The sequence below is a fragment of the Pseudomonas gingeri genome, assembly GCF_013385635.1.
Lineage (GTDB): Bacteria > Pseudomonadota > Gammaproteobacteria > Pseudomonadales > Pseudomonadaceae > Aquipseudomonas > Aquipseudomonas gingeri_A.
The window spans coordinates 106,839-120,759 of sequence record NZ_JACAPR010000026.1 but is presented as its reverse complement, the minus strand read 5'-3'; the positions used below and the strand labels follow the sequence as shown (position 1 = coordinate 120,759).

Below are 13,921 nucleotides of genomic sequence, written 5' to 3'. Positions count from 1 at the left end.
GAGCGCTTGCAAGGTATAACACTCAGGCATGTGCCCAGCGCCGATGCAGGCCGCGCGCCAGGGCATCGAGGGCAAAGCCCAGCACGCCGATCAGCAACACCATCGCCATCAGTTCCGAATAGGCCAGGCGGTCGCGGGTGTCGAGAATGAAGTAGCCCAGCCCTGCGCTGACCCCAAGCATTTCGCACGGCACCAGCACGATCCAGAGAATGCCGATGGACAGGCGCACGCCGGTCAGCACATGCCCCAGCACGCCCGGCAGGATCACCTTGCGCAGGGTTTCCCAACGGGTGGCGCTGAGGCTGCGGCTCAGTTGCAACCAGCGCGGGTCGAGCTGGCGCACCCCGGCCACGGTATTGAGCAGGATCGGCCAGACCGCCGCGAAGGCCAGCAGGAAATAGATCGGCTGGTCGCCCACGCCCATCAGCATCACCACCACAGGCATCCACGACAGCGGCGAAATCATCCGCAGGAACTGGAAGGCCGGCGTGGTCGCGGCTTCCAGGTGGCGATAACTGCCGATCAGCAGGCCCAGCGGCACACCGATCAGCAACGCCAGCAACAAGCCGACGAGGATCCGCTTGAGGCTGACCAGCACATGCTCGTACAGCTCGGCGCTCCCGAGCAGTTCGACCAGGCTGGCCAGGGTTGCCTCGGGCGAAAACCGCGCCGCCAGCCCGTCCGCGCTGCCGAACAGGTGCACGCCGAGCCACCAGGCCAGCAGCAGGCTCAACAACCCGGCGATACCCAGTACCCCGTTCCACAACGCTGAAGACGGCTTGCCCATCAGAGACTGAACTCCTCGCTGCGCTCGAAGCTATCGGGCAGACCGAACGCCTTGAGCCCGCCCACGGCGGCGATGCTGTTGCGCACAAAACGGTCGTCCACCAGGTCGCGGGCGGTCTGCCGCGGATCGAGGTTGGCGAGGAAGCCCTTATCGCCTTCGATCAGCGTGTCCTTCAGGCGCCGCACCAGTTCCTCGGTGTAGCTGGGAAACGGGTAAGGCTGAAAGTCGATGCGCTGCTCATCCCAGTTGCCATGCTGGATCGCGCCGCTGGCGAGGTAGGCATCGCGCTCGGCGGCACTCGGCGCCAGCACTCGACCGAGCACTTGCGGCGTATGCGGTGTGTAGCGGTTGGCACCGTCCCTGGACAGCAGCTTGGCGGCCTCGGCGCGATTGTCGCGAGTCCAGAGCTGCGCCTTGACGATGGCGTTGACCACCTTCTGCGACCACTCTGGACGGTTGTTCAAGTCCTGCTCGTGCATGAACACCACGCAGCAGGCATGGTTGCGCCAGATATCGCCGGTAAAGCGCTGGACCCGACCGACCTTGAGTTCCTCGGCCAGGGCATTGAACGGCTCCGCGACGATGTAGCCGGCAATCCGCTTGCTGGCCAGGGCCGGCGGCATGTCCGACGGTGGCAGCACCACCAGGTTGACCTCGTTGGCCGCCAGCACACCGTTGGCGGGCTTGCTCACCGGCTGCAGGCCATGGTCGCGGAACAGTTGCTGCACCACCACGTTGTGGATCGAGTACCAGAACGGAATCGCCACCGACTGCCCGCCCAATTGCTTGACCTCGGTGATCCCCGGGGCCACGGTCAGACCCGAGCCGCCGACATGGTTCCAGGCCACCACCTTGGCCGGAACCTTGCTGCCGTAACGGGCCCAGACGGTCATCGGCGACAGCAGGTGGATCACGTTGACCTGGCCGGAAATGAACGCCTCGATCACCTGCGCCCAACTGCGCAGCAGCACCGGGCGCTCGGCCTTGATCCCTTCGGCCTCGAACAGGCCGTTGTTATGGGCCACCAGCAAGGGCGTGGCGTCGGTGATCGGCAGGTAGCCGATGCGCACCGGTGCGTCGGGCTCCGAGGCCGCGCGGGCCTGCAGGCTGTTGAGCAGCGGCAAGGCCCCGCCAGCGGTCAGCAGGGCGCTGAGTTTGAGGAAGTCACGACGTGTGTGGGTGAAGTCGTCCAGGCACATGATCCATCTCCGACGGTTCGGGCTGCGGTGAATTGAGAGGGTTGCGGCTCGCCCGCCGAAGGGTTTTGAGAATATCGATACGCAGTGCGCCCAGTTCATCCACCAGCTCGGCACGTGGCTGCGGCAGGTCGATGCGCCATTCGCCAAGCGTCCGCGCCGGGCTGTTACCCAGTAGCAGGATGCGCTCGGAGAGCAGCAGGGCTTCATCAATGTCATGGGTGATCAGCACCGCTGCCGTGCGGTGTTCGGCAATCACCCGCAGCAGCAGTTGCTGCATGTCGGCGCGGGTGACTTCGTCCAGCGCACCGAAAGGTTCGTCCAGCAGCAACACCTGCGGGTGACGTGCCAGGCAACGGGCCAGGGCCGTACGCTGTGCCATGCCGCCAGAGAGTTGTGCCGGGTACTGGTCACGGGCGTGCAGCAGGCCGACCGAGGCAATCGCATGGCTGATCCGCGCATGGCGCTGTTCCAGGCTCAACTGCGGTTGCCGGGCGAAGTCCAGGCCGAAGGCAACGTTCTTTTCCAGGCTCAGCCAGGGCAGCAGGCTCGGGTCCTGGAAGGCCACCGCCACCCGCGGATGCGGGCCGTCCAAGGGTTCTCCGAGCAGGCTCACCTGGCCGCCATGGGGCGCCTGCAAGCCTGCCAGGACCCGCAGCAGGCTCGACTTGCCGACGCCGCTGGGACCGAGGATCGACACCACTTCCCCCGGTTTCAGGTCGAGATCGAAGCCTTCCAGCACCGTGTGCCACCCCTGCTCGCGGGGATAACCGAGGCTGACCTGCCGGACCTGCAGCAAGGGCGCGCTCATGCCACCGCTTCCCGTGCCTGGCGTTGCAGTTCGGCACGCAGTTGCACCAGGCTCGGGGTGACGATCGGCACGAACGCCGACTCGCGCCAACGCCGGGCAAAACCGCTGCCGTGCTCGCTCAGGTAGGCCTTGCCGCCGCTGGCCTGCAATTCCAGTTGGACCGCCTGGGCGGCGGACTCGGCGAGGGTGATGCGGATCTGGAACAGGTCGGCGGGGCGGGTGAGGAAACGGCCATCGAGCAAACCGTTCTTCAGCGCTTCCACGGCCTGCTCCAGCACATGGCGTTGCTCCAGCAGGGGCTCGCGCAGAATCGAGCGGCCGTCCTGCAGATGGCCGGCGACCTCACTCAGGGCGCGCCGGCTCAGGCCGATCGCCATGCCGCATTGCAGACCGAGAAACGCCGGGCGTACCGCCGGCAGAAAACGCTTGGCATCTTCGTGCAGCAACCAGTCGCTGCTCACGCTGACCTGTTGCAGGTCGATGGCCGCGGTATTGCTCGATTGCAGGCCCATCAGTTGCAGGTCGGCAGAGCGCCTGACGCCCTCCAGTCCATCTGGAATCGCCAGTACAAAGGGCACCCCACCCTCCTCGCGCTCGATCGCCGCGGCCACGACAAACCCGCTCTTGCGCAGGTTGGTCACCCAATGCAGGCGACCGTCGAGTTGCCAGCCATCGGCCTGGGAGCGTGCACGCACCTGCAGCGACTCGATACCCGAGAGGAACTTCATCGCGTTCGACAACCCGGTCGCCCCGGCCAGTTCGCCACTGAGCAACGCGGGCAGCAGGCGCTCACGCAGGGCGCGATTGGGGCTTTGCAGCAGGTATTCGATAAAGGCCCGCTGCCCCCAGAAGACAAAGGCCGCCGCCAGGGAATGGCTGGCCACCGCGGCGAGCGTCTCCACCGCATCGGCGACATCGCCGCCGCTGCCACCCAAGGCTTCGTCAACACCGACGCGCAGCACCCGCGCCTCTGCCAGCCGCGACAGCACCGACTGCGGGTCGCATTGCCCCAGGTCCAGGGCCTGGGCGTGTTCGTCCAGCCATCGGATCAATGCCGGATCAAGCATGTGGTTCTCTCCTCGAACGCGGCGCCAGGTGATTACCGGCGCCGTTGAATCATTGACCCGCCGCGTGCCAGCGATACTTGGCCAGCTCCGGATTGAGCGGCGTGCGGGCGAAGACATTGGCAAAGTTGCACAGGGTCGCCAGGCTGACGCCGAGAATCACTTCCAGGGCATTGCCCTCGGTGTAGCCGGCGGCCGTGAAAGCGCTGAAGGTCGCGTCGCTGACATTGCCACGGGTGGCGATGACTTCCCGGGTAAAACTAGCCAATACCTCAAGTTTCGCCTCGGGCAATTCGCTTTGCCCGCGCAAGGCACTGACCACGTCGTCTGGCAGCTTGGCCTTGTTTACCGCCACTGCGGTGTGTCCGGCGACGCAAAAATCGCAACCGTGGGTGGTGGCGGCAATCAATTGCACCACTTCGCGCTCGGCCAGGCTCAGCTCGGCTTTGCCGTTGAGCCCCGATACCGTAACGTAGGTTTCCAGGGCTGCCGGTGCGTTGGCGAGCACGCCGAGCAGGTTCGGGATAAACCCGGAATTTTTCTGTGCGCTCTCCAGAAAAGGCCTGGCCGCTTCAGGAGCGCTTTGCAGAGTGTGTAAAGTGACGCGCGACATGGCATGGACTCCAGTTGATGAGATGTCCGGCAAGTCTGTTGGTTATAAGAATTCCGATCCATATTCTAAAGTAGCGATTACTTGCTCCTGAGTGTTTCCATTAGATGATTTCGTCCAGCCCACTGGTTGATTGGTTATTAGAGAGCCTTGAGCTCGACACCAGCCTGTTTCATGTCGGGCGCTACTGCGGTGGCTGGCACGCCAGCACCCACGGCCTGGCCCGGGCCAGCTTCCACCTCATCGTGCAGGGACATTGCTGGCTGCATATTGATGGAGCGCAAGCCGGCATGCGCCTGGACGCCGGGGATGCGGTATTTCTGCTGCGCGACCTGGATTACCGGCTCTCGAGCGCCGAGGACAGCACCCAAGCCAGGGCTCTGCCACGCATGGCGATGACCGCGCTGGATGGCGAAGCCCAGGACGGCGTGGGCCTGGTCTGTGGCTTTTTCCATTTTCGCTCGGGGCTGTCGTCGCTGATCATCGACGGGCTGCCGGACTGGATCGTCCTGCGCGCGGGCGATCCCTCCTCGGCGGCGGCGCGGGCCCTGTTCGAATTGATCCTGGACGAGTGCCAGCGGCAACCGGCACCCTCCTCGGCGTTGCTGGAGCGCTTGAGCCATCTGCTGTTCCTGTATGTCTTGCGCCAGCAGGTGGCGGGCAACCAGGACCTCGGCGGATTGGTGGCGCTGACCCGGCACCCGGGGTTTGCACCGCTGCTGGAGCAGTTGATCGAGCGTCCCGGGGAAAACTGGTCGCTGGAAAGCATGGCGGCCTGTACCGGGATGTCGCGCTCGGCGTTTTTCAAGCGCTTCAACGAACTGGCCCGACAGTCGCCGGGCCAGGTGTTGCTGGCCTTGCGCATCCGCCATGCCTGCCAGTTGCTCAAGGCCAACAACACCGTGGAGCAGGTCTGCGCGGCGGTGGGTTATCAGTCGATCGCGGCGTTTACCCGAGCCTTTGCCAAGGCGGTCGGGGTGCAACCGGGGGCTTATCGCAGGCAGCATGAAGGACGAGGCTAGAGGTCGGTATAACCAGCTGAAACTTTCTGGCCAAGGTATCAACTGACGACCGCTGACGCCCTACCCTACGAGCAATTTTTTTCCAGCAGACTGGAACAACAATAACGCGGCTTGGCCTCAAGATGCTCAGTGCTCCGACTGCCCAGTATCAATTTCATCAAAAATGTTTTTTCTACGAACCTGCTTTATGTTTCTTACTTCGCCGATTTTATTTAGCGCCTTAATAAGCAGATCAGACAGTTCTATCCTGCTTACCACAAGTTTATTACTCAAGATCCAGCACACACCTTCAGGACGAGCAATCGCGACTCTTGCAATCGGTAGGTTCCCCTTGAGTTTCCTTGGACTCTCAAGCTTGGCCAATGGCATTCTAACTTTCTCAAAATCCTCCACAAGCTTTCTGAACGTCTTGGCATGCGGATGCTTTCCCTCATTCAATTGCTGCCAGATTGTTCTTATCAGTTCATAGCCCCCCAACACCCATAAATAACTATAGGTATAATGATCTTTTTCACGATCACTATCACCTCTTGATACCCCTTCGGGAAAACTCGTCATCCAGTGGTCTTCAGCAACGAGCTTTGCGTCCATGCGTGCCAAGCCGTTCAATATCTCATAGAACCACATATCAAACCCCTGAACATAAATCAGTGGCATCATCCATTTTTGATAGCGGCTATCATCCATCACAATACCCAATCAACCATTAAACGTTAAAATAAAAAAAATACTCACATCGTGATCCTGACTATCGATCACTCAATCACGGAAACACGGCCCTGAAGCTGGTGCCGGTAATCCGCTGAACGCTGAAGCACCTCGGCGAAGCCCAGGAAGTTCGCCGGCTTGGTCAGAATATCGTTGGCACCCGCGCGTCTGAAACGCTCGATCTCATTCGAAAAAGCGCTCGCGGTGAAAGCCACGATGTAGCAGGTATCACCCGCGGGCAACTCACGAATTCTACGGATGGCTTCGAGCCCATCCATACCGGGCATATTGATATCCATCAAGATCACATCCGGCGTCGAAGTCATACAGTGGTCGAGTGCCTCAAAGCCATCGGACGCCAGATCAGGCTCATAGCCCAAGGTTTGCAGCATCGCCATGGCCACCTTCTGGTTCAGCAGATGATTCTCAACCAACAGAATATCGAGTGGGTAATCACGCGCGAAAGATGCGTCAAAAACCAAGGCGGGATGGTCCTTGGCAACGGGTATCTCAGAGACAGGGAAGGGCTCGATGGGAAGTGAGAAGGAGAAAATCGAACCGACCCCGAACAGACTGCTGAAGGACAGCACGCCATTTTGAGCTTCGATCAGGCTCTTGCAAATGGACAGGCCAAGGCCGCTCCCGGTAAAGCGCTGGTCAACCGGGCCGTTGAACTGGGTGAAGGGCCTGAATAGACTGACCTGCTGCTCCTTGGAGATGCCGATACCGGTATCACGTATTGAAAAGTCGAGCCGAGGGTCAGAGTCACTGCCATTGGCACTGATCGTAAGCGAAATCTTTCCTGTTTCGGTAAATTTCACCGCATTGCCCAACAGGTTGATCAATATCTGACGCAGGCGATCAGCATCGGTTTTGACCCACAAGGGAACATTGCTTGAAACACTGGCCTCAAGCTCAATCGGTTTGTCCTGGATATTTTGCCGGACCAGTTCAGCACTGGATGTAACCAGTTCTCGCAGGTCGAACACACGGGGCTTGAGATCCGGCTTTCCCGACTCGATCTTTGCCAGATCAAGAATATCGTTGATCAGGGATAACAGGGCTTTGCCACTGATCTGAATCGTGCTCAGCAGTTCCCTTTGCTCCGGACTCAGCGAAGTCCCGGCCAGCAGGTCGGTCGCACCAATGACGCCATACATGGGTGTACGAATCTCATGACTCATGGAGGCGAGGAATTTAGTCTTGGAGCGATCAGCATGCTCAGCAGCACTCTTGGCCTTGTTCAAGGCCTCGTTTATCTGCAATTGACGCAAATGAGCGCGCATACGCAAGGAATCGACCACGAATAAAAGGCTAAAGGCAACAAGGACCAAAATGGCCAGAACAATATGATAAAGCGACTCTTGGCCAAGCTGCTGATAATAGTCGGCCAGCCTTATCTCCGCGCCAGCGATATAAGAGCTTCCATCCTGGGATTTCAGCGGAATGAAAACAGCGCGAAAGTCCCCCCATCGATCAGAGTAGTCGATCCAGGTAGGTTCGGTCCGGTCAAAACTATCAAGCAGCGCCTGGCTGGCATCAGGGTAAGGATCGAAGAAACGCACGAAGTTCTTGTCCTGAATCTCCTGAGCCGAGGCGCTGGAACTGACCAGATAAGCGGCACCTGCCTGTTTCACCACTGTATAGATAAACGCCGTGCCCATTGACTCATTGAATCTGGAAAGACGCTGGATGGCGTTCAAGTCGTCCGCTTCCGACTTTGAGTTTTTGTCGATCAAATGGTCATGATAACGATCCCCGAGAATAGCCGACGCACCCAACGCGGCATGGAGAAGTTTGTCATTGATACTCTGCGTCAGAATATCCCGGGCCTGGGAGTGCAGATAATAGATATAACCACTGACACCGAAAATATAGACAAACAATAAAATCCATATATTTCTTCTGGCTTTGAACATATGCCGCGGCCTCCATTGCCGCCAAATCAGAGCATCTGAAGCCGCGCTCCATGCGTTTTTCAAAATATCCCAAAGACCACAGAAGGACGAATCCTGTCCCTGATATCAGGCCACTTTACCGCAGCCTCATTAAAAGCGGAAACGCTGGTTACAGGCCGTTACAGCAGCTTGGCGATCCGAACATTACGCTGCCGCCCATCTGCAATAGCGCAAGCGGATGTCATCCGCATCGGATCAGGCTGGAGAGTCATTTCGTGCATCGCCTTACCCTGCAACTGTTCGTCCTGCTGATGGCGGCCTGCCTGGCTGCCGCGGCCCTGGGCGCCGACACCACGGCGCGGCCCGCCTTTGCCAACACGACCTATTTCCCGGGCACTATCCGGCCCGACCATCTGCCGAAGGTCGAACTGGACCGGCAACTGATCGCCTTCTATAACGACTGGAAAACCACCTACCTGACCCAGGCCTGCGGACCCGGCCGTTACCTGGTCAGGGTCGACGCCGATGGCAAACCCATGGGCGGCGGGACCGCACCCAGGACCCTGACGGTCTCCGAAGCCCATGGCTACGGCATGCTGATCAGCGTGATGATGGCCGGCGCCGATCCACAGGCAAAAACCGTTTTCGACGGCATGTTCCGCTACTTCCAGGATCATCCGGCCAGATCGGATCACGGCCTGATGGCCTGGAACCAGATCCATGGCTGCGCCAATGCCGGCGCTCCGTTCGGCGGGGAAAACAGCGCCACCGATGGCGACCTGGATATCGCCTATGCCTTGCTGCTGGCCGACAAGACCTGGGGTAGCAAGGGCCAGATCGACTACCTGCGCGAAGCGAAAGCGGTGATGAAGGCCATCCTCGAACACGAGGTGCATACCAACGCCAGCCACCTGCTGCTCGGCGACTGGGTCAGCGGCGACGACAACCCGGAGATCGAGTACAGCACCCGCTCCTCCGACTTCATGACCTCGCATCTGTATGCCTTTTTTCTCGCGACCCAGGACCGCCGCTGGCTGAACGTACGCGACAGGACCTATTTCATTATCAAGAGCATCCTGCGCAACCACGCGAAGGAAACCGGCCTGATGCCGGACTTCATCAGCCGCCTCAACCAGTCGCCTTCTCCCGCCCGCAGCGAGCTGCTTGAGGGGGCACACGACGGCAATTACTCCTGGAACGCGGCCCGTTACCCCTGGCGCGTCGGGCTGGACTACCTGCTGTATGGCGATCAACGGGCCTTCCGCGCACTCGGCCCGCTCAATCGCTGGGCCCGTGCCACGACCGGCAACCGCCCGAAAGCCTTTCACGACGGCTACCTGCTCGACGGCAAGCCACTGCCCGACGAAGGCAGCGACAGCCCGGCATTTATCGCGGCGCTCGGCGTCAGCGCGATGGTCAGCGGCGACAATCAGGCCTGGCTGAACGCGATATGGGATGACCTCCAGCAACAGCCGCTGCCGAACAATGACTACTACGCCAACACCTTGAAGCTGCTGGGCATGCTGGTCATGTCCGGGCATTGGCACAAACCCCTGACCCCCGTGTGGTTCGACAGCCCGTGATGAAGCCGGTGAACACCTTCAATGTCAGCTACAAGCTGCATCGGCATCGCCTGTCCGCGCAGTTGAAAGCCTGCGTGAACAAGCTGTCCAGCGAGCATGCGCTGATCCTGATCTGCGCCCACCACGGCGCGCTCTTTACCGACGACACCCAACTGGAGGAGGTCGCCCGGGCACTGGGCGTGCGTGACATCAAGATCCATAAACGCTGAGCCCCACGTGCTACAGGCAGCCCTGACCCACCAGTGTGGCGAGCACCGCCTGGTCCAGAGGCGTGTGCGGTTCCTTGCCCAACACCGCCAACAGCCTGGTGTTGTCCATGCGCAGCGGTTGCTGCCACAGGTAGCGCATTTCCAGCATCTCGCGGAAGGTCGGCACCACGGGCGCGGCCAGGCGCACCAGCCACCAGGGAAACGCCCGTTGCTTGACCGCCCCGCCCGTACGCTCGACCACGCGCCGGATCGTCTCGACCATCTGGGTGCCATCGGCATCCCAATGGCCGGCGAACTGAAAGCTCGCGAAGGGCGCCAGTCGCTCCCGCTGCTCCAGCAACTCGACCAGCGTCCGGGCCACATCCGGCAGGTAGGCCCATTGGTGGCCGACGCCCGGCGCCCCCGGCAGATGAACGACCCTGACCGCCCGGCCCGGCTTTATCAGGCCCTGGGAGAACCAGGTGTTGCCGGCCTGGGGTCCGAAGAAATCGGCCGCGCGCACGATGATCACCCGCACACCGTCGTTCGTGGCGGCTTGCAGCCGCGCTTCAAGTTCGACACGGATCAGGCCCTTGCGGGTCAGTGGCCGCTGGGGGGCTTCTTCATCGAGGATGGGAAAGGCGTCCGGGCCGTAGTTGTAGACCGTGCCGGGCAAGACCACGGTGGCGCCTTCGGCCCGTGCCGCGGCGATGCTGTTGTCGATCATCGGCAGTACCAGCGTGGCCCAGTTGCGATAGCCCGGCGGGTTGACGCCATGGACGATCACACTGCAACCCCGGGCGGCGCGCAGTACATCCTCGCGGTTCATCGCATCGCCGCGCCGCCAGGTCATGCCTTCGCGCTGCTCGCTCTCGACGGCCATCCCGCGCTGCAACGCCACCACGTGCCAACCGCTGTCGCGCAGTTGCCGTGCCATTTCACCACCGATACCGCCGCTGGCCCCGAGGACCAGTACCTTGTTGTTCACTGCCATGTCCGCTCTCCGAAAAAGTCGTGGTGAGCAAAGTCTGGCCCTGATGCTTCGACAAATAAATTGCACAAGAGAAGAGATCAGCCATACATTTATGTATGGATAAATCGATCGGTTGGGAGCTGTACCGCACTTTTCTGGCCGTGCTGACAGAGGGCTCGCTCTCGGGCGCGGCGCGGACGCTGGGCATTACCCAGCCCACCGCGGGCCGGCATATCGCCGCGCTTGAGGCCTCGTTCAGACAGCCGTTGTTCATTCGCTCGCAAACCGGCTTGCTGCCAACCGAAACCGCCCTGGGCCTGCGCGGCTACGCCGAGTCGATGCGCGATACCGCCGCCGCCCTGGAACGCGCCGCCACGGCCCAGGGCACGCAGGTCAACGGCACGGTGCGGATCTCGGCCAGCGAAGTGATTGCGGTGGAGGTGTTGCCGGCGATGCTGGCCCTACTAAGGCAAGCCCATCCGCAACTCAGGATCGAGCTGCTGGCCACCGACCGGGTCCATGACCTGCTGCAACGGGAAGCCGACATCGCCGTGCGCATGACCACGCCCCGCCAGGACGCCCTGATTGCCAGACGGGTAGGCGACGTCGAGCTGGGATTCTATGCCCATGGCGCGTATCTGCAACGGCAAGGCACCCCCCGTGTCCCGGCGGATCTCGGCCGCCACGCACTGATCGGTTTCGACAGCGAAACACCCTTCGTGCGTGCCGCAAGCAAACGGCTTCCCCTCTGGCAGCGGGAAACCTTCACCCTGCGTACCGACAACAACCTGGCGCAGTTGGCGATGATCCGCGCCGGCTGTGGCATCGGCATCTGCCAGAGCGCCCTGGCGTTGCGTGACCCGGACCTGGTGCGGATCCTCGGCGAGCATTTCACCTTCCGGCTGGAAACCTGGGTGACCATGCACGAAGACCTGCGGGCCAGCGCGAGCTGCCGGGCGGTTTTCGATGCACTGGTACAGTGCCTGCAGGCGCATACGAAGCTGACGCCCGGCGGAGCCACCTGCGCTACGGGCAACTGACGAAGCGCCTCATCGTCAGCCCGGGCGATCAGCTCTCGTATCACGTTGATCAGAAGGCACGACACGAGCGATATCGGTCGTGTCGTGGTCAATCAGCCTTCGAGGAAGGCCAGCAGATCCTCGTTCAGCGCCGGCCCATGCGTCGCGGCAAAGCCGTGGGGCGCGCCGGCGTAGACCTTGAGCTGCGCGCCCGGAATCATCGCGGCGGCCAGCTTGCCGGTGGCCTCGAACGGCACGATCTGGTCGTCATCGCCATGGATCACCAGGGTCGGGACATCGATCCTGGTCATGTCCGCGCGGAAGTCGGTTTCCGAGAACGCCGTCACGCAATCCACGGTCCCCTTGAGCGACGCCATCAGAGCAATGTTCAGCGTCTGGGTCAGCACGCCCTGGGAGACCACCTGGCCGTGGTTGGTGCCGTAGAACGGGCTGGCGAAATCGGCGATGAACTGTGCACGGTCCTTGAGCAGGCCGGCCCTGATGCCATCGAACACCGCTTTCGGCACGCCTTGCAGATGGTCTTCGGTCTGGATGAACAACGGGGTCACCGCCCCCAGCAACACCAGGCCGGCGACCCGCTGGCTGCCGTGGCGGGCGATGTAGCGACTGACATCGCCACCGCCCATGGAGAACCCCACCAGCGTGACCGCGTCGAGATCAAGGTGCTCGATCAGGCCGGCCAGGTCATCAGCGAAGGTGTCGTAGTCATAACCGTCCCAGGGCTGGCTGGAGCGACCGAAACCGCGCCGGTCAAAGGCAATGGTGCGATAACCACGGCTGCTCAGGTACTCCATCTGGTATTCCCACATGTCGGCATCCAGCGGCCAGCCGTGACTGAACACTACCGGTTTGCCGGAGCCCCAGTCCTTGTAATAGATCTCGGTGCCATCGCGTGTCACGAACGTGCTCATGAACAACTCCTGTTGTGCTTGCAGTCGCAGAGAGGGAGGTAGCGAGCCGCCGGCGGGAATGCCGGTGGCCTGCATCACTATCCCCTTCGCCGGGCGGCAGGAATTGCAGGTATGTGCTGTCTGTTCGGCCGGGTGTGCTCCGGGCTGCAGCGACTGGCCGGCCAGAGAGATTGATGATCCTATTTCCGTCCATCGTATTCGAACCAGAAACTACCGCCGCCACTTTCATAGCGACCGTGCATGAGGCTGTCCAACAGGTCGGCATTGAAATGCTTGTGATAGGCACTGCCAAACAACAGCCTCGCCCGCGGGTTGTCCATCAACAGCGCCAGGAGAAGATACTGCTCCGTCCAATAGATCTGGTGATCGATCAGCCATCTCTGCGGCAGTCCGAAAGGAAGAAAGACATCATGAACATGCACGAATATTTTCCGGGTGATTCGTGGAAGCAGCCGAAGGTAGATGTGCAGGCAATCACTGCCGGTCTTTACCGTATGCGTGGAATCGATAAACAGGATATCGCCATCTTCCAGAGTGGCGTTCAATACCTCCACGGTGATGTCCTGGGCACGCTGCACTTGCAGATCGAGTGCCCCCTCGCGACCCAGTGAGGTGATGAATGGCCTGGGAAAGGGTTCGATGCAACTCAGCGTGCCCCCGCCATTTTTACGCAGCGCCTCGAGGGCGATCAGCGATGAGAAGCCGCTTCCGACTTCAACGATTCGCTTAGGCTTGATACGCCTGATATAGGCGTAATAGGACATTGCATCACTGTAGGAGAATTGACTGTTCTTCCAGAAATACGCGGTGCAGGTTTCCTCGTTCCCGGCTTCCACAGGCGAAAAATCGGCCGCATAGGGAACCAGTTCGGCAAGTTCCATACGCAGCTTGTCCTGGTCGAATATCCCGCATTCCAGGTAGGGAGGTTCAGTCTCATTGTATTCGTAGGAAGCCAGCGTCTCGGAAATCGAGGGCGTGTTGGAGTAGAAATTGGCGGGAATGATATTGAGGGCGTGCTCTTGCAACCGTTGCCTGTCTTTTTGATCGGCCCAAAGCAGCTTTTGCATCACTGGCAAAGCTGCGTTGAACTCCTTGTCCGTCACATTGACCATTTTCCGGAATTCCTGCCC

14 protein-coding genes are annotated in these 13,921 nt (G+C 60.9%); 4 read left to right on the top strand and 10 right to left on the bottom strand.

Going from position 1 to position 13,921, the window contains the following annotated elements:
* Window positions 1-22: 22 nt before the first annotated feature.
* The 5 genes from HX851_RS27990 to HX851_RS27970 are packed head-to-tail and all read right to left on the bottom strand — an operon-like array spanning window position 23 to window position 4,471.
* The gene (locus HX851_RS27990; RefSeq protein WP_177066292.1) at window positions 23-787 is read right to left on the bottom strand and encodes an ABC transporter permease; all 765 of its coding nucleotides are present in this window, start codon (window positions 785-787) and stop codon (window positions 23-25) included.
* Window positions 787-1,986 (bottom strand): ABC transporter substrate-binding protein, encoded by a 1,200-nt coding sequence (locus tag HX851_RS27985; RefSeq protein WP_177062690.1) that lies wholly within the window; start codon window positions 1,984-1,986, stop codon window positions 787-789. The genes HX851_RS27990 and HX851_RS27985 overlap by 1 nt, the downstream gene beginning before the upstream one ends.
* Window positions 1,952-2,794, bottom strand: coding sequence for an ABC transporter ATP-binding protein (locus HX851_RS27980; protein ID WP_177062692.1), 843 nt, complete (start codon window positions 2,792-2,794; stop codon window positions 1,952-1,954). Before HX851_RS27980 ends, HX851_RS27985 begins: the two co-directional genes overlap by 35 nt.
* The gene (locus HX851_RS27975) at window positions 2,791-3,861 is read right to left on the bottom strand and encodes an acyl-CoA dehydrogenase family protein (protein ID WP_177066290.1); all 1,071 of its coding nucleotides are present in this window, start codon (window positions 3,859-3,861) and stop codon (window positions 2,791-2,793) included. The genes HX851_RS27980 and HX851_RS27975 overlap by 4 nt, the downstream gene beginning before the upstream one ends.
* A gap of 49 nt (window positions 3,862-3,910) precedes the next feature.
* On the bottom strand, window positions 3,911-4,471 hold the full coding sequence (locus HX851_RS27970) for a carboxymuconolactone decarboxylase family protein (RefSeq protein ID WP_177062694.1): 561 nt from the start codon (window positions 4,469-4,471) through the stop codon (window positions 3,911-3,913).
* A gap of 104 nt (window positions 4,472-4,575) precedes the next feature.
* On the opposite strand from HX851_RS27970, the gene HX851_RS27965 reads away from it, so the two are divergent.
* Window positions 4,576-5,490, top strand: a complete 915-nt coding sequence (locus tag HX851_RS27965) for an AraC family transcriptional regulator (protein WP_177062695.1) — start codon at window positions 4,576-4,578, stop codon at window positions 5,488-5,490.
* A gap of 126 nt (window positions 5,491-5,616) precedes the next feature.
* Here the strand turns inward: HX851_RS27965 and HX851_RS27960 are convergent, their stop codons facing one another.
* Window positions 5,617-6,177 (bottom strand): hypothetical protein, encoded by a 561-nt coding sequence (locus HX851_RS27960; protein WP_177066288.1) that lies wholly within the window; start codon window positions 6,175-6,177, stop codon window positions 5,617-5,619.
* 68 nt (window positions 6,178-6,245) lie between these two features.
* Window positions 6,246-8,117, bottom strand: a complete 1,872-nt coding sequence (locus tag HX851_RS27955; protein WP_177062697.1) for an ATP-binding protein — start codon at window positions 8,115-8,117, stop codon at window positions 6,246-6,248.
* Window positions 8,118-8,371: 254 nt separating this feature from the next.
* Here HX851_RS27955 and HX851_RS27950 point away from each other — a divergent pair, with 254 nt between their 5' ends.
* Together HX851_RS27950 and HX851_RS27945 are read left to right on the top strand one after the other, a co-directional pair.
* A complete protein-coding gene (locus HX851_RS27950) occupies window positions 8,372-9,679 on the top strand; it encodes a family 8 glycosyl hydrolase (RefSeq protein WP_369680909.1) in 1,308 nt (435 codons plus the stop codon).
* Window positions 9,676-9,888: a hypothetical protein gene (locus HX851_RS27945; protein WP_177062698.1), complete on the top strand. Its 213-nt coding sequence runs from the start codon at window positions 9,676-9,678 to the stop codon at window positions 9,886-9,888. Before HX851_RS27950 ends, HX851_RS27945 begins: the two co-directional genes overlap by 4 nt.
* Before the next feature lie 10 nt (window positions 9,889-9,898).
* Here the strand turns inward: HX851_RS27945 and HX851_RS27940 are convergent, their stop codons facing one another.
* Window positions 9,899-10,861, bottom strand: a complete 963-nt coding sequence (locus HX851_RS27940) for an NAD-dependent epimerase/dehydratase family protein (RefSeq protein ID WP_177062699.1) — start codon at window positions 10,859-10,861, stop codon at window positions 9,899-9,901.
* 95 nt (window positions 10,862-10,956) lie between these two features.
* Between HX851_RS27940 and HX851_RS27935 the strand changes: the two genes are divergently transcribed.
* A complete protein-coding gene (locus HX851_RS27935) occupies window positions 10,957-11,880 on the top strand; it encodes a LysR family transcriptional regulator (protein WP_177062700.1) in 924 nt (307 codons plus the stop codon).
* Window positions 11,881-11,972: 92 nt separating this feature from the next.
* On the opposite strand, the gene HX851_RS27930 is transcribed toward HX851_RS27935, so the two are convergent.
* Window positions 11,973-12,791 carry an alpha/beta fold hydrolase gene (locus HX851_RS27930; RefSeq protein ID WP_177062701.1) on the bottom strand — a complete coding sequence of 273 codons (819 nt, stop codon included), beginning with the start codon at window positions 12,789-12,791 and terminating at the stop codon, window positions 11,973-11,975.
* 179 nt (window positions 12,792-12,970) lie between these two features.
* Window positions 12,971-13,903: a class I SAM-dependent methyltransferase gene (locus HX851_RS27925; RefSeq protein WP_177062702.1), complete on the bottom strand. Its 933-nt coding sequence runs from the start codon at window positions 13,901-13,903 to the stop codon at window positions 12,971-12,973.
* Window positions 13,904-13,921 lie beyond the last annotated feature (18 nt).

Coding starts and splice junctions, on each gene's coding strand:
- HX851_RS27990 (WP_177066292.1), bottom strand. CDS start 787: ATGGGCAAGCCGTCTTCAGCGTTGTGGAACGGGGTACTGGGTATCGCC.
- HX851_RS27985 (WP_177062690.1), bottom strand. CDS start 1,986: ATGTGCCTGGACGACTTCACCCACACACGTCGTGACTTCCTCAAACTC.
- HX851_RS27980 (WP_177062692.1), bottom strand. CDS start 2,794: ATGAGCGCGCCCTTGCTGCAGGTCCGGCAGGTCAGCCTCGGTTATCCC.
- HX851_RS27975 (WP_177066290.1), bottom strand. CDS start 3,861: ATGCTTGATCCGGCATTGATCCGATGGCTGGACGAACACGCCCAGGCC.
- HX851_RS27970 (WP_177062694.1), bottom strand. CDS start 4,471: ATGTCGCGCGTCACTTTACACACTCTGCAAAGCGCTCCTGAAGCGGCC.
- HX851_RS27965 (WP_177062695.1), top strand. CDS start 4,576: ATGATTTCGTCCAGCCCACTGGTTGATTGGTTATTAGAGAGCCTTGAG.
- HX851_RS27960 (WP_177066288.1), bottom strand. CDS start 6,177: ATGGATGATAGCCGCTATCAAAAATGGATGATGCCACTGATTTATGTT.
- HX851_RS27955 (WP_177062697.1), bottom strand. CDS start 8,117: ATGTTCAAAGCCAGAAGAAATATATGGATTTTATTGTTTGTCTATATT.
- HX851_RS27940 (WP_177062699.1), bottom strand. CDS start 10,861: ATGGCAGTGAACAACAAGGTACTGGTCCTCGGGGCCAGCGGCGGTATC.
- HX851_RS27935 (WP_177062700.1), top strand. CDS start 10,957: ATGGATAAATCGATCGGTTGGGAGCTGTACCGCACTTTTCTGGCCGTG.
- HX851_RS27930 (WP_177062701.1), bottom strand. CDS start 12,791: ATGAGCACGTTCGTGACACGCGATGGCACCGAGATCTATTACAAGGAC.
- HX851_RS27925 (WP_177062702.1), bottom strand. CDS start 13,903: ATGGTCAATGTGACGGACAAGGAGTTCAACGCAGCTTTGCCAGTGATG.